This window comes from Streptomyces xanthochromogenes (assembly GCF_014650455.1).
In the GTDB taxonomy this organism is placed as follows: Bacteria; Actinomycetota; Actinomycetes; order Streptomycetales; family Streptomycetaceae; genus Streptomyces; species Streptomyces xanthochromogenes.
The window spans coordinates 86,303-100,004 of sequence record NZ_BMUZ01000005.1 but is presented as its reverse complement, the minus strand read 5'-3'; the positions used below and the strand labels follow the sequence as shown (position 1 = coordinate 100,004).

The window sequence follows — 13,702 nt, the reverse complement described above, 5'->3', positions numbered from 1 at the left end:
CCCGAGCGGGGGTTCGGGGGCGGGGCCCCCGGCGGCTCGGGGTCAGCTGGTGCGGCCCTTCGCCTCGAACGCCTTCATCCGGTCGAGCACCCCGTCCGCGCTGGGCTGCAGCATCTCGTCGACGATCCGCCCGTCGGCCAGGAATATGACCCGGTCCGCGTACGACGCGGCGACCGGGTCGTGGGTGACCATCACCACGGTCTGCCCGAGCTCGCGCACCGAGTTGCGCAGGAAGCCGAGGACCTCGGCGCCGGAGCGCGAGTCGAGGTTTCCGGTGGGCTCGTCGCCGAAGATGATCTCCGGCTGGGAGGCCAGCGCGCGCGCCACGGCGACGCGCTGCTGCTGGCCGCCGGAGAGCTGGGTGGGCCGGTGGCCGAGCCGGTCGGCCAGCCCCACCATGGAGATCACCTGGTCGAGCCACTCCTTGTTCGGCTTGCGGCCCGCGATGTCCATGGGGAGCGTGATGTTCTCCAGGGCGGTCAGTGTGGGCAGCAGGTTGAACGCCTGGAAGATGAAGCCGATCTTGTCCCGGCGCAGCTGTGTGAGCTGCTTGTCCTTGAGCGAGCCGAGCTCGGTCTCGCCGATGCGGACCGAGCCGGAGCTGAAGGAGTCCAGACCCGCGACGCAGTGCATCAAGGTGGACTTGCCGGAGCCCGAGGGGCCCATGATCGCGGTGAACTCGCCCTGCCGGAAGTCGACCGTGACCTGGTCGAGCGCGACCACCTGGGTCTCGCCCGTGCCGTAGACCTTCGACAGCTCGACGGCGCGGGCGGCCACCGCGGTGGCGCGGTGTGCGGTGGGGGTGGTGGTCACGGAGAAACTCCTGTCGGTGCGGCTTCGGGGACTTCTCCATCCTTCCTGCCGCCCGGCGCCCGATCGTCAGTCCCTGTACCCGTTCGTCGGCCCCCTTGAGTCGGACGAAAGGGCCCCCGCACTCCTCCTGAGGTATGACGGCACCCCTGAGACGCGGCCCGGCCCGAGGAGTACTCCACCAGCGCTCCGGTCGGGCTCCCGCGAGCCGTGCCAGCGTCAGGGTGGAAGCGGTACGAGGCGTCGACTTTCCGTCATTCCGCGTTCGTATATCGGGATACCCCGGACGCCCTGCCAACCGCCTCCGGCATGTGCCAACACCGCTTTGAACTGTGCTGACGCACCCTCAGGCGTCAATAAAATAAGACAACATCGGGTGGTTGTTCCGCTGTTCGGGGGATGCGCCGGGCTAGGCTCGTCCCGCGAAACGCGGAGCCGCGCGCCCTTGCCCGGATGGTGGAACGCAGACACGGCGAGCTTAAACCTCGCTGGCCTTCGGGCCGTGCCGGTTCGAGTCCGGCTCCGGGCACCACGCAGGCTCCGGCGTCCCGCGCGTCGGGGTGTCGGACCCTTGCACCCCCCTCCTTCCCAGGTGAAGATCCTCCTTAGGCAGTACGTCGGTTTCTTTGCGTGCCCATTACCCTTGAGGACAAGGCCGCGCACGGTGGCCATGGAGGAGTGAGATGAGGAGCAGCAACCCGGTCTTCTCGCGACGGGGGTTCAGCCGCGACAACGGCTACGCCGGTTTCAACACCGCGCAGCAGCCGCAGGCCGGGGGCAACCCGTACGCGCAGGCGCCCACGAACCCGTACGCCACGAACCCGTACGCCCAGCAGGACACGCAGCAGGGCGCCCCGCAGGCCCCCGCCCGTTCCGGCGTGATGACGATCGACGACGTGGTGTCGCGGACCGCGATCACGCTCGGCACGGTCGTCGCCGGTGCGGTCGTGGCCTGGCTGGCCCTGCCGGTCGACTCGGCGAACATCGGCAAGTCGTACGGCATCGCCATCGGCGCCGCGCTGATCGCGTTCGTCCTCGCCATGGTGCAGTCCTTCAAGCGCAAGCCGGTGCCGGCGCTGATCCTCGGGTACGCCGCCTTCGAGGGCGTCTTCCTCGGTGTGATCAGCTCGGCCGTCACGACGTACGTGTCGGCGGGCGCGGTGCCGCAGGCGGTGCTCGGCACGATGGCGGTCTTCGCCGGGGTGCTCATCGCCTACAAGACCCGGCTGATCCGGGTCAACCGCCGCTTCGTCGGATTCGTCATGGCGGCGGCCATCGGCTTCATGATCCTCATGCTGGTCAACCTGCTGTTCGCGGCGATCGGCGGCGGTGACGGCCTCGGCTTCCGCAGCGGTGGTCTCGGCATCCTCTTCGGAATCATCGGCATCGTGCTCGGTGCCTGCTTCCTGGCCATGGACTTCAAGCAGGTCGAGGACGGGGTCACCTACGGCGCCCCGCGCGAGGAGTCCTGGCTGGCCGCCTTCGGCCTCACCATGACCCTGGTCTGGATCTACCTGGAGGCGCTGCGGCTGATCTCCATCCTGCAGGGCAACGACTGACACCGCGGACGGTGAACGTCACGAGGGGCCCCGCCCGGCTGATGCCGGGCGGGGCCCCTCGCCCTGTGCGGGGCGTTCACCAGCCGATCGACAGCGTCAGATCCGTCGGCGGGTTCGCGTTGCCCAGGATCTGCACCGAGGACTGGTCGTTGATGTCGTCGTACGGGAAGCCGTAGGCGCGGCCGTCCAGGCCGACGGTGTGGAAGAAGGCCGCGTAGTCGTTCCGGGGGGCGGTGCCCCGGTAGTACGCGGACGGGGTGTGCCAGAGCGAGGTGTCCTGGGCCACGCCCCGGTTGAAGGCGGCGCAGAACTCCGCGCCCAACCGTTTCTCCTCGTCGCTCCCCGAGGCGAGCGCCCCCGAGCAGGCCATGACCTCGCGCGAGGTCGGCTTGTGCAGGGTGAAGGGGCCCGCGCCGTTCCTGGTGAAGGTCAGGGTGTCGCCCGCGACCCGCCCGGAGAACGTCTCGCCCGGCGAGCTCAGCGTGAAGGGGTGGGAGGCGTAGTAGCTCCAGGTCTGGTCGACGGTCGAGGTCAGGTAGTCCGCCGGGAAACCGGCGGCCGAGCGCGGGGCGATGATCCGGTAGCTGGACTGCAGCGGCTTGAAGGCCGCCCCGACACCCGCCGCGTACGCCGACATCACCTGCGCGCGGGTCCTGGAGATGCCGCGGGTGGTGTCGTAGCCGCTGGAGGTCTGGCGCAGCCGGGAGGTCATCGGGAAGCCGAACTGGTCGACCTGGGTGGTGTTCCCGCCGTACGCAGCCTGCCCGTTGACGAAGGTGTACTCGTACCAGTCGTAGTAGACGTCGTTGTTGGGGTCGGAGGGGTTGTTCGGGTCGGGGCCGCCCCAGCCCTGGTCGTCGGGCGAGACCGGGATGTAGAGCGGCGAGCCGAGCGAGAGGTAGATGCGGCCGCCGCGGATCGAGGACGGGGAGGGCACCCGGGCGCCCGCCCGGGCCAGCGTGAACGACATGTTCGGGTAGTTCACGCCGTGCTTGGAGAGGTGGCCCGGCGCGTTCGCGTCCAGGTGGTTGATGTGGGCCGTGCTGCCGTCGGGCCTGAGGTAGGACCACTGGCCGGGGGTGATCTGGCCGAGCACGGTGACGTAGATCTGCGCGTCGGCGTACGCGCCACGGGTGTTGTTCTGGAACACGATCGGGAAGCCGGCCGCGTCGGCGGCCCGCGGGGTGTCGGCGGCGCCGGGGGAGGCGGCCGTCGCCGTGCCGCCGCCGGCGCCGAGGAACAGCAGGGCGCTCGTGGTCGCGGCCGCCAGGAGGAGCCGTACGGTCTTCATGCGCGCGCCCCTCATCAGTGGCCGAACCCGAGCCAGTTGACGTTCACGAAGTCCGCCCCTTGGCCGCTGGTGAAGGTCAGATACACGTCGTGGGTCCCGGTGACGCCGCTGATGTTCGCCGGCACGGTGCGCCAGCTCTGCCAGCCGCCGGTGTTGGCCACGGCGAAACTGCCGATGGGCGCGCTGCTCCGGCTGTCCAGGCGCACCTCCACCAGACCGCTGACCCCGCCGGCCGCGCCGCTCGCCACCCGGGCGGAGAACTGCCTGGCCGCCGTCGTACCGAAGTTCACGCCCCGGTAGAGCGCCCAGTCACCGTTGGCGAGGGAGCCGAGGTCCTGGCCGCCGCCGCTGTCGGTGGTGGTCTCCTTCACCACACCGGACTGCTGGTCGTACGACTCGGCCTGGATGGTGCCGTACGCGTCACGGTTGCCCGAGGGCGGAGTAGTGGGCGGGGTGGTGGTGCCGGAGCCGGCTGCCTGCTGCACGGTGACGTAGTCGACGACCAGCGGATGTCCTGGCTGGGTGCCCGCGTCGGGGCCGCCGCCGTACGCGCCGGGGAAGCCGCCGCCCATGGCGACGTTCAGGATGACGAAGTAGCCGTGGTTGGTGGCGTTCGTCCAGGTCGTGGCGTCGACCTGGTTCTGGCTGACGGTGTGGAAGGTGACGCCGTCCAGGGAGAAGCGCATCTGCTCGGTCGGGCCCGAGCGGTCCCACTCGACGGCGTAGGTGTGGAAGCCGCCCTGGCAGGTGGCGCCGTCGCAGGCCTTCTGGCCGCCGATGCCCGTCGTCTCGTTGCAGGGGCCGCCGGGGCTGGTGCCGCAGTGCATGGTGGACCAGTTGTTGTTGAGGCCCTGGACGTTCTCCATGATGTCGAGCTCGCCGATGCCGGGCCAGTTCCACCAGTTGCCGCGGAAGGGCGCGCCGAGCGCCCAGAACGCCGGCCAGTAGCCCTTGGCGGCGGCGCCCGTCACATCGGGCATCTGGAGCCGCGCCTCGATGCGGAGCTTGCCGCCGGCCGGGGGCTGGAAGTCGGAGCGCTTGGTCTCGACCCGGCCCGACGTCCAGTTGCCGGCGGCGTCGCGCTGCGGGGTGATGCGCAGGTTCCCGGCGCCGTCGAGGGCGACGTTGTTGGTGGAGGAGGTCATCGTCTCGACCTCGCCGGTGCCGAAGTTGGCGGGGCCGCCGGGGTAGCTGGTGCCGGTCGTGTACTGCCAGTTGGAGGTGTCCACGCCGGCCCCTGCCGGGCCGTTGAAGTCGTCGCTGAACACGGTGGTCCAGCCCGCCGGGGGCGGCGGGGCGGACGCGGAGGCGGGCAGGGCGACGAGGGCGGCGGAGGCGGCCGCGAGGCCGAGCGTGGAGACCAGGGCGATCATGGCTCGCCGGGCCGGGCCGCGTCTGGGGGGTGTGGGGCGCATGTGGGGGGCCTCTCTCGGAAAGAGAGCGCTCTGAGAGCGCTCTCAACGACGGGCTGCGCGGTCACTGTGCTCTCCGTCGTCGAGAGCGTCAAGAGGTAAAACGGTGAAAGCCCTTGCACGGAAAGGGAGTTCACCTACTGAAGGCGGTCCGGTCCGGTCCGTCCGGTCCGTCCTCTGCGCGGCGCGGGGCAGGACTTCGCCCCGCCGACGGATCGTCGACGGGGCGAAGTGGTGGTGGTGCGGGGGTGCTCGCCTTGCCTTCGTACGTGAGGTGCTTGCGGTGTCGTGAGGTGCTTGCGGTGTGCTTCCCGCGGGGAGCGCGGAAAGCGAAGTGATTCCTCCCGGAACTAGAGCAGCCGGCGCGCGGCTCGCCTCAGGTCGTACTCGTGGATGATCGCCTTGGCGTGCCCATAGGCGAGATCGTGCTCGCTCCGGAGCCAGCTGACCTTCTCCTCGAAACGGAAGAGGGAGGGGCCTTCCTCGACGGTGCGGAGCCAGTCGGACACTTCACGACCGGTGCAATGGGGGATGCGGGAGAGCAGGTTGCGATGGGTCTCTTCGGAGAAGACTTGGGACATCGGCGCCTCCGGAGGCATTGCGCTTACTGGTCCTTCACTGCACCGTGCCTGAGTGTTCGCGTATTGGCAACAGTGCGGGAGAGGCGCGTAGGGTCACGGCGTGCTCGATGTGAACCCCCTGATCTTGGCCGTGGACCGCTTCGCCGACCGGCTGCGCGCCGCTCCCGAGAGCCGCCTGCGCCGCGGTGCCGCCGCCGAAGGACTCGCGCTCGCACGGGAGTTGGCGGTCCTGGCGCAGCGCGTCGAGTTCCCCGGGCGCGAACCCCTGGTCATGCCGGACGCCGGTCTGTTCGCGGTCGCCGACCAAGTCGTGGTCGCCGGACGGGATTTGGCCGGGGCCCTCCAGACGGCGAAGACCCCGCCCGGCGGGGAGCCGGACGGGGCCGTGAAGCTGGTGGAAGCCGCGCAGGAGCGGGCCTTCGGCTAGACGCGGGGGGAGCGGCCTTCGCCGGACGCGGTCGAGCCGGTCCGCGGCCGAGCCGGTCTCCGGCCGGCCCGCCTCGCCGTCAGAGCGAGGCGATGACCCGGTCGGCGAGGATGTAGACGCTCTCCTCGCCGCAGGCGAAGGTCAGCGCGTACGCCCCGGACACTCCGGAGCCGCCGAGCAGCACCGGCGCCTCGCCGTCGCGCAGGGCCTCCGAGAGGCGCTCCGCGGTCTCGCGGTGGCCCGGGGTCATGCAGAGCGTGGTGCCGTCGGCGAAGACGTACACGTCGAGCGTGCCGAGCGGTCCCGGGCGTACGTCCGCGAGCGCGGTACGGGCCTCGGCGAGCTCCTCCAGGCGGGAGACCGTGGCCTCGTGGTCGGCGACGACGGGCGTCTGGACCGGCACGAAGTCGGGGTGCGAGGGGTGGCGGCGGCGGGCCGCGGCGAGCTCGGGGGAGTCCTCGGGGAACTCTTCCGCGGTCTCCAGCGCCTCGGCCATCTCCAGCGCCTCGGCCTCAAGGCCCGTGAAGTCCGCCTGGCGGGGCAGGAAGAACGCGGCGTCCTCACCGAGGCCCGCGAGCCCGCCCAGCATCGGGGAGGGCGCGTCGGCGGCGTCCCTGGCCTCCTGCGCGGCCCAGAAGGCGCGCGCCTCGGCCAGCTCGCGCTCGCGCTCCTCGGCGAGCGCCTCGGCGACGGCGGCCCGTATCTCGGCGGCCGGGGTCGCGGCGGCGCGGGCCTGGTGGGGCAGCGTCACGCCGTGGTCGGTGCGGTGTTCGGCACGGGCGGCTGCCAGGTCTTCGCGCAGAGCCGCCACCTGCTTGCGCAGCCCGTGGGCGGCGTGCAGGGCAGCGGCGCCCACGGCCGTGGCAGCGGCCGTGGTCAGCAGCAGGGCAAGAGGCATGGCGCTCACTGACTTACTCCCGGATTCAAACGATTCCCCGACTTCCTACATCAGCTTGTCGTGAGCCCGCTCCTGGTGTCAGTGCATTACGTCACGAAATGGACAGGTCTTTGGGCCTGGGGTTTACGTCCATACCCTCGCTGACCTGCGCTGATGCTCCTGCCGCAGGAGATACGTCACATCCTGGGGGAGATTCGGTCACGGTTAGGACGCGGAACGATTGGCTGTGAGCACCCTGTGGGAGAGGAGAGCCCTGGTCAGGGGCCTCGGCGTCGCGCTCCGCGTTCGACCTGTGGCGGCCGGGGCGTCAACACTGCGTCGACCAGCGGTCAACACAGCGCTCCGGCCGCCCGGTTCGGCCGTCAGCTCAGGCGCTCGACGACCATCGCCATGCCCTGGCCGCCGCCGACGCACATGGTCTCGAGACCGAACTGCTTGTCGTGGAACTGGAGGCTGTTGATCAGCGTTCCTGTGATGCGCGCGCCGGTCATGCCGAAGGGGTGGCCGACCGCGATGGCGCCGCCGTTCACGTTCAGCTTGTCCAGCGGGATGCCGAGGTCCTGGTAGGACGGGATCACCTGGGCGGCGAAGGCCTCGTTGATCTCGAAGAGGTCGATGTCGTCCACGGTGAGCCCGGCGCGCTTCAGCGCCTGGCGGGACGCCTCGACCGGGCCGAGTCCCATGATCTCGGGCGAGAGGCCCGTGACGCCGGTGGAGACGATGCGGGCCAGCGGGGTCAGACCCAGCTCGCGCGCCTTGGTGTCACTCATGATCACCAGGGCGGCGGCGCCGTCGTTCAGCGGACAGCAGTTGCCGGCCGTGACGAGCCCGTCGGGGCGGAAGACGGGCTTGAGGCCCGAAACGCCCTCGACCGTGACGCCCGCGCGGGGGCCGTCGTCCTTGCTGACCACGGTGCCGTCCGGGGTCGTGACGGGGGTGATCTCCCGCTCCCAGAAGCCGTTCTTGATGGCTTCCTCGGCGAGGTTCTGCGAGCGCACGCCGAACTCGTCCATCTCCTGGCGCGAGATGCCCTTGAGGCGGGCCAGGTTCTCGGCGGTCTGGCCCATCGCGATGTACGCGTCCGGGATCAGGCCGTCCTCGCGCGGGTCGTGCCAGGAGGCGCCCTCGGACTGCGCGACGGCGGCGGTGCGCGCCTCGGCGTCGGCGAAGAGCGGGTTGTGGGTGTCGGGCAGGCCGTCGCTGCTGCCCTTGACCGAGCGGGAGACCATCTCGACACCGGCCGAGATGAACACGTCGCCCTCGCCCGCCTTGATGGCGTGCAGGGCCATGCGGGAGGTCTGCAGCGAGGACGAGCAGTACCGGGTGATCGTGCAGCCCGGCAGGTGGTCCATGCCCATCTGCACGGCCACGATGCGGCCCAGGTTGTGGCCCTGCTCCCCGCCGGGCAGGCCGCAGCCGAGCATCAGGTCGTCGATGTCGCGCGGGTCGAGGCCCGGGACCTTGGTGAGGGCGGCCTCGATGATCGTGGCCGTGAGGTCGTCGGGGCGGAGGTCCTTGAGCGACCCCTTGAAGGCGCGGCCGATGGGGGAGCGGGCGGTCGAGACGATCACGGCTTCGGGCATCACGGCTCCAAGGGATGGGAAGGCAGGACTCCCTGGGAAGTTACCCGCACGTAGTGGATTGGTCATCCGCGGTGGCGTGTGATGCCGGACTCTTTTCTAAGCGCTCGCTCAGGGCGGCCTCCACGTCCTCGCGGCGGCCGCCGCGCCGCCCCCTCACCGCCCCGTGTGCGAGCCGTTGGGGGCCGGCTCCACCGGGGCCGGCAGGCGCCTGCGGCGGCGGTACTTGAGCAGCGCCCAGGGCGCCCGCGCGCCGGTGACCTCGGTACCGGCCTGGGCGGCCGCGGCCGAGGCCGCCTTCGCGACCGGCAGGATGTCCTCGTTGCGCGAGGCGTCCGGGTGGTCGGACTCGGGCCACAGGCCGAGCGAGGCGCACAGCGTGGGCAGCACCGCCATCGCCGCGGTCGCGTACCCCTCGGCGGAGGGGTGGTAGTTGTCGGGCCCGAACAGCTCCCGGGGGTTCTGCTCGAACTCCGGGCCCAGCAGATGGCCCAGCGACACGGTGCGCCCGCCCTGCTCCACCACGACGATCGTCTGCGCCGCCGCGAGCTGCCGCGAGACCCTCCGGGCCAGCCAGCGCAGCGGCTGGTAGACGGGCTCGATGGTGCCGAGGTCGGGGCAGGTGCCCACCACCACCTCGGCCCCGGCGGTGCGCAGCCGGCGCACCGCGGTGGACAGGTAGCGCACCGAGGCGGTGGGTGCCATCCGGGTGGTGACGTCGTTCGCGCCGATCATGATCACGCAGACGTCCGGGATGCGGTTCGGGTCGGCGAGCAGCAGCGACACCTGGCGTTCCAGGTCGTCCGAGCGGGCCCCGGGCAGCGCCACGTTCCGCAGCGTCACCATGCGCTCGGCGACCGCCGCGAGCCCGGAGGCGAGCAGCGCGGCCGGGGTCTGGCCCGCCCGGCGCACCCCCTGCCCGGCCGCCGTGGAGTCGCCCAGCATGCCGAGCCTGAGCGGCTGCGTACCGTCCGCGTAGGCGGTCCCGTACAGCCCGTCGGCGTTCGGGGCCTGGGGCGAGCCGCCGCCCACCGAACGTTTCGCGAGGGCCACCTCGGCGAGCACGACGCCCACCGCGGCGCCCGCGATCAGCCCGATGCCGCCGCCGCCGAACGCCGCGCCCGTCGCGATCCGCCGTGCCACCCTCGCCCTCGAACCGGTCCCCGCCACCGCCACCTCCATGGAGCTTGCAGTCGTACAACAGCTAACTGCCCGGTAGCGGGTGTCGCTCAATCCCGTGCGAAGGTGAACGCCCCGTCCTGGTCCGCATACGCTGGCGGGACCTAATCGGAGACCCGGAGACAACGGTGCGATTCCACGACTCGATGATCAGCCTCGTAGGCAACACCCCGCTGGTGAGGCTCAACAGTGTGACCCAGGGCATTCAGGCGACCGTCCTGGCCAAGGTCGAGTACTTCAACCCGGGCGGCTCGGTCAAGGACCGGATCGCCGTCCGCATGATCGAGGCCGCCGAGCAGTCGGGCGCCCTCAAGCCCGGTGGCACCATCGTCGAGCCGACCAGCGGCAACACGGGTGTGGGCCTGGCCATCGTGGCCCAGCAGAAGGGCTACAAGTGCATCTTCGTCTGCCCTGACAAGGTCTCCACGGACAAGATCAACGTCCTGCGCGCGTACGGCGCCGAGGTCGTGGTCTGCCCGACCGCCGTCGACCCCGAGCACCCGGACTCGTACTACAACGTCTCCGACCGCCTGGTGCGCGAGACGCCCGGGGCCTGGAAGCCGGACCAGTACAGCAACCCGAACAACCCCCGTTCGCACTACGAGACCACCGGTCCCGAGCTGTGGGAGCAGACCGAGGGGAAGATCACCCATTTCGTCGCGGGCGTCGGCACCGGCGGCACCATCTCCGGCACCGGCCGCTACCTCAAGGAGGCCAGCGACGGGAAGGTGCGCGTCGTCGGCGCGGACCCGGAGGGCTCGGTCTACAGCGGCGGCTCCGGCCGGCCCTACCTGGTGGAGGGCGTCGGCGAGGACTTCTGGCCGACCGCCTACGACCGGACCGTCACCGACGAGATCGTCGCCGTGTCCGACAAGGACTCCTTCCAGATGACCCGCCGCCTGGCCAAGGAGGAGGGCCTCCTGGTCGGCGGCTCCTGCGGCATGGCCGTGGTGGCGGCGCTGAAGGTCGCCGAGGGCCTCGGTCCCGACGACGTGGTCGTCGTGCTGCTCCCGGACTCCGGCCGCGGCTACCTCTCGAAGATCTTCAACGACGAGTGGATGGCGGACTACGGCTTCCTGGAGGAGGCCGGTCCCTCGGCGCGCGTCTCCGACGTGCTCGGCTTCAAGGAGGCCGGCCACCTGCCCTCGCTGGTGCACATGCACCCCGAGGAGACGGTCGGCCAGGCCATCGAGGTGCTGCGCGAGTACGGCGTCTCGCAGATGCCCATCGTGAAGCCGGGCGCGGGGCACCCCGACGTGATGGCCGCCGAGGTCATCGGCTCGGTCGTCGAGCGCGAGCTGCTCGACGCCCTGTTCACCCAGCGGGCCCTGCTCGACGACCCGCTGGAGAAGCACATGAGCGCGCCGCTGCCGCAGGTCGGCTCGGGCGAGCCGGTCGGCGACCTGATGTCCGTGCTCGGCAAGGCGGACGCGGCGATCGTGCTGGTCGAGGGCAAGCCGACCGGTGTGGTCAGCCGCCAGGACCTGCTGGCGTTCCTCGCCCGCACCCCGCAGCAGCTGGCGTAACACCCGGCCCGCCCCCGTCCTCCGCGACGCCCTCGCGGGGGACGGGGCCGGTCCGTGCGGGACCGGCGCCCCGCTGATGTCGTGCGAACGGTACGAGCGCGACATGTGCGCGCAGCACCGGCTTAACACGGCTCGTGCACAGTGGTGGATGTCGGCGGGGGAACCCGGGCAGGGGGCCCCGGTCGGCACACCAGCGGCGTCAGGAACCTCCGGAGCGGCTCCCGGAACTCCCAGGACGCCCAGGACGCGGACCGGTTCTGACCCGGACCCGTGTCCCTCGCGGGGACCGCCGTCGTCCCGCCCCTCGGGCAACCGGGGGTGCGGCGGTCCCCGCGACCACCCTTCAGGGGCCTTCGGCAGTTCTCCCGCCGCTCTCGCGATCCCGCTCCCGTTCCGCCGGATGATCCCCTTCACGGGCTGCCAACAGGGCTTGCCCACAAGGGAGTTGGAGGTCAGTCCTCCGCGCCGGACCGGCGGTGCTTGAGCCAGGGCCAACGATGTGCCGCGTGCACCGCGTTGACGCCGACGATGCCGAGCCAGGTCACGACGAGGCCGTCGAAACCGCCGTTGACCCCGCCGATCGCGGACAGCGGCACCGCGAGGACCAGCGAGATCAAGGCGAAGCCGAAGCGCTCGCCGAAGTGGCTGTCCGACCCGCTCCGGGCCGGGCGGCCGCCGCGGGCCACGACTATCTGCTGCTCCGCCAGCTGCCGCCGCACCCGGCGGTCCACCGAGGCGTCGACGCGCTGCTCGACCTTCTCCAGGAAGGACTCGACGAGGGCGGGCTCGTAGTCGGGGCCCAGCTCTCTGCGGGCGTGCAGGGTGGCGTCGAGCTCCTTCTTGAGCTCGGCGTCCTTCACGAGGCTGGTCCGGGGCTCGGTGTCACGGGCGTCCATGGTTTTCAAGGTACGCAGCGGCGCCCGATTCCACAGTGGGGCTACCCCCCGTATTCCTCGCTCGTGCCACCACGAAGAACACCACCGCCGGGACCGCGAGCCCCACGAGCCAGGAGATGTCGGCGCCGCCGAGGGGGGCGACGAGCGGGCCGGTGTAGAAGCTCGTGGCCAGGAACGGGAGTTGGGCGAGTACGCCGAGGACGTAGACCGCCAGCGCGTCCCAGCGCCAGGCGCCGTAGCGGCCCCGGGGGTCGAACAGGGCCGGGATGTCGTAGCGCTCGCGGGAGATCAGGTAGTAGTCGACGAGGTTGATCGCCGACCACGGCGTGAAGAAGGTCAGCAGGAACAGCAGGAAGTCCTTGAACGAGGTCAGGAACGAGTCCTTGCCCGCGAGGGCGACCGCCGTGCCGGCCACCATGATGCCGCCGATGTAGAGGGCCCGGGTGCGCGGCCCGATGGTCTTCTGGGCGCGGAACCCGCTGACGCTGGTCACCATCGACATGAAGCCGCCGTAGGTGTTCAGGACGTTGATGGTGAGCTTGCCGAGCGCGATCGTGAAGTACAGGAACGAGGCGATCAGACCGGTGCCGCCGAGGCCGACGACGTAGCCGACCTGGTTGTCGAGGAAGGCGTCGCCCGCGGTCGCGGCCACCAGGACGCCGAAGGCCATCGACCACTGCGAGCCGAGCGCGGACCCGGTCAGCGTCCACCAGAAGGTGGCACGGGCGCTGGTCGTGCGGGGCAGATAGCGGGAATAGTCGGCGACGTACGGGCCGAACGCGAGCTGCCAGGACGCCGAGAGCGATATGGCGAGCAGGAACATCGGCAGGTGGAACGCGCGGTCGTGCAGGACCGCCGTGAGATCCACGCGGTCCAGGAGGCGGACGCCGAGGTAGACGAAGGCCAGGGCGCAGATCACGCTCGCCACCCGGCCGAGCGCGTGGATGATCCGGTAGCCGATCGTCGCCGTCACCGCGGTGACCAGGGCGAAGATCACGATGCCCGGGGTCTCGCCGAGATGGGTGAGTTCGCCGACCGCCTGGCCCGCGAGCACGCTGCCGCTGGCGAAGAAGCCGACGTACATCACGATCACCAGGAGCAGCGGCACCACCGCCCCGCGCACCCCGAACTGGGCCCGTGAGGAGATCATCTGCGGTAGCCCGAGGCGCGGGCCCTGCGCCGAGTGCAGGGCCATGACGGTGCCGCCGAGGAGGTTGCCGACGACCAGGCCGACGAGGGACCAGAACGCGCCACCGCCGAACACCACGGCGAGGGCGCCGGTCACGACGGCGGTGATCTGGAGGTTGGCGCCGAGCCACAGGGTGAACTGGCTGAAGGCGGTGCCGTGGCGCTCGGCGTCGGGGACGACGTCGATGGACCGGCGCTCGACGAGGGAGGCGGTCCGGCCTGGGGAGTCGACAGGTTCGGCCATGGGAAGGGTGTGCTCCTTCGGGACGAGGAGGCGTGAAGGCTTGCCCGGCTGTATATCCTCATGCAGAGTTCTGGGTGTCTGAATAACTTGTCAATGGCTCGCACCCGGGCC

Annotated in this window: 12 protein-coding genes and 1 tRNA gene; 4 read left to right on the top strand and 9 right to left on the bottom strand. The window is 70.9% G+C overall.

Going from position 1 to position 13,702, the window contains the following annotated elements; translation table 11 throughout:
- Positions 1 to 42: 42 nt before the first annotated feature.
- On the bottom strand, positions 43 to 813 hold the full coding sequence (locus IE267_RS14695; RefSeq protein ID WP_167159440.1) for an ABC transporter ATP-binding protein: 771 nt from the start codon (positions 811 to 813) through the stop codon (positions 43 to 45).
- A 444-nt stretch (positions 814 to 1,257) separates the two neighbouring features.
- On the opposite strand from IE267_RS14695, the gene IE267_RS14690 reads away from it, so the two are divergent.
- Both IE267_RS14690 and IE267_RS14685 read left to right on the top strand, forming a co-directional pair.
- Positions 1,258 to 1,342 (top strand) — tRNA-Leu (locus tag IE267_RS14690).
- A 151-nt stretch (positions 1,343 to 1,493) separates the two neighbouring features.
- Positions 1,494 to 2,369 carry a Bax inhibitor-1/YccA family protein gene (locus tag IE267_RS14685; protein ID WP_161244691.1) on the top strand — a complete coding sequence of 292 codons (876 nt, stop codon included), beginning with the start codon at positions 1,494 to 1,496 and terminating at the stop codon, positions 2,367 to 2,369.
- 76 nt (positions 2,370 to 2,445) lie between these two features.
- Here IE267_RS14685 and IE267_RS14680 read toward each other — a convergent pair whose 3' ends face one another.
- From IE267_RS14680 to IE267_RS14670, 3 genes are all read right to left on the bottom strand, one after another.
- Complete coding sequence (locus IE267_RS14680) at positions 2,446 to 3,660, bottom strand: glycoside hydrolase family 64 protein (RefSeq protein ID WP_189763538.1); 1,215 nt, start codon at positions 3,658 to 3,660, stop codon at positions 2,446 to 2,448.
- A gap of 14 nt (positions 3,661 to 3,674) precedes the next feature.
- Positions 3,675 to 5,075 (bottom strand): glycoside hydrolase family 16 protein, encoded by a 1,401-nt coding sequence (locus tag IE267_RS14675; RefSeq protein WP_189763537.1) that lies wholly within the window; start codon positions 5,073 to 5,075, stop codon positions 3,675 to 3,677.
- 347 nt (positions 5,076 to 5,422) lie between these two features.
- Positions 5,423 to 5,653, bottom strand: a complete 231-nt coding sequence (locus tag IE267_RS14670) for a DUF4287 domain-containing protein (protein WP_053725101.1) — start codon at positions 5,651 to 5,653, stop codon at positions 5,423 to 5,425.
- Between the two features lie 100 nt (positions 5,654 to 5,753).
- On the opposite strand from IE267_RS14670, the gene IE267_RS14665 reads away from it, so the two are divergent.
- Positions 5,754 to 6,080, top strand: coding sequence for a hypothetical protein (locus IE267_RS14665; RefSeq protein ID WP_167159446.1), 327 nt, complete (start codon positions 5,754 to 5,756; stop codon positions 6,078 to 6,080).
- 79 nt (positions 6,081 to 6,159) lie between these two features.
- Here the strand turns inward: IE267_RS14665 and IE267_RS14660 are convergent, their stop codons facing one another.
- The 3 genes from IE267_RS14660 to IE267_RS14650 all read right to left on the bottom strand — a co-directional run bounded on the left by IE267_RS14660 (position 6,160) and on the right by IE267_RS14650 (position 9,701).
- Positions 6,160 to 6,978, bottom strand: coding sequence for a hypothetical protein (locus IE267_RS14660; RefSeq protein ID WP_189763752.1), 819 nt, complete (start codon positions 6,976 to 6,978; stop codon positions 6,160 to 6,162).
- Between the two features lie 362 nt (positions 6,979 to 7,340).
- Complete coding sequence (locus tag IE267_RS14655) at positions 7,341 to 8,561, bottom strand: acetyl-CoA C-acetyltransferase (RefSeq protein WP_189763536.1); 1,221 nt, start codon at positions 8,559 to 8,561, stop codon at positions 7,341 to 7,343.
- A gap of 153 nt (positions 8,562 to 8,714) precedes the next feature.
- The gene (locus IE267_RS14650; RefSeq protein ID WP_167159450.1) at positions 8,715 to 9,701 is read right to left on the bottom strand and encodes an SGNH/GDSL hydrolase family protein; all 987 of its coding nucleotides are present in this window, start codon (positions 9,699 to 9,701) and stop codon (positions 8,715 to 8,717) included.
- 164 nt (positions 9,702 to 9,865) lie between these two features.
- Here IE267_RS14650 and IE267_RS14645 point away from each other — a divergent pair, with 164 nt between their 5' ends.
- Entirely contained in the window at positions 9,866 to 11,263 is a 1,398-nt protein-coding gene (locus IE267_RS14645; protein WP_167159452.1) for a cystathionine beta-synthase, read from the top strand.
- Between the two features lie 452 nt (positions 11,264 to 11,715).
- Here IE267_RS14645 and IE267_RS14640 read toward each other — a convergent pair whose 3' ends face one another.
- Together IE267_RS14640 and IE267_RS14635 are read right to left on the bottom strand one after the other, a co-directional pair.
- Complete coding sequence (locus tag IE267_RS14640; RefSeq protein WP_167159454.1) at positions 11,716 to 12,159, bottom strand: hypothetical protein; 444 nt, start codon at positions 12,157 to 12,159, stop codon at positions 11,716 to 11,718.
- Positions 12,146 to 13,591 carry a purine-cytosine permease family protein gene (locus IE267_RS14635; RefSeq protein WP_189763535.1) on the bottom strand — a complete coding sequence of 482 codons (1,446 nt, stop codon included), beginning with the start codon at positions 13,589 to 13,591 and terminating at the stop codon, positions 12,146 to 12,148. Before IE267_RS14635 ends, IE267_RS14640 begins: the two co-directional genes overlap by 14 nt.
- Positions 13,592 to 13,702: the final 111 nt, after the last annotated feature.

What these genes read in the sequence shown, in the direction of transcription:
- IE267_RS14685 (WP_161244691.1), top strand. Translation starts at nt 1,494, where the DNA reads ATGAGGAGCAGCAACCCGGTCTTCTCGCGACGGGGGTTCAGCCGCGAC.
- IE267_RS14675 (WP_189763537.1), bottom strand. Translation starts at nt 5,075, where the DNA reads ATGCGCCCCACACCCCCCAGACGCGGCCCGGCCCGGCGAGCCATGATC.
- IE267_RS14660 (WP_189763752.1), bottom strand. Translation starts at nt 6,978, where the DNA reads ATGCCTCTTGCCCTGCTGCTGACCACGGCCGCTGCCACGGCCGTGGGC.
- IE267_RS14640 (WP_167159454.1), bottom strand. Translation starts at nt 12,159, where the DNA reads ATGGACGCCCGTGACACCGAGCCCCGGACCAGCCTCGTGAAGGACGCC.
- IE267_RS14635 (WP_189763535.1), bottom strand. Translation starts at nt 13,591, where the DNA reads ATGGCCGAACCTGTCGACTCCCCAGGCCGGACCGCCTCCCTCGTCGAG.
- IE267_RS14655 (WP_189763536.1), bottom strand. Translation starts at nt 8,561, where the DNA reads ATGCCCGAAGCCGTGATCGTCTCGACCGCCCGCTCCCCCATCGGCCGC.
- IE267_RS14670 (WP_053725101.1), bottom strand. Translation starts at nt 5,653, where the DNA reads ATGTCCCAAGTCTTCTCCGAAGAGACCCATCGCAACCTGCTCTCCCGC.
- IE267_RS14680 (WP_189763538.1), bottom strand. Translation starts at nt 3,660, where the DNA reads ATGAAGACCGTACGGCTCCTCCTGGCGGCCGCGACCACGAGCGCCCTG.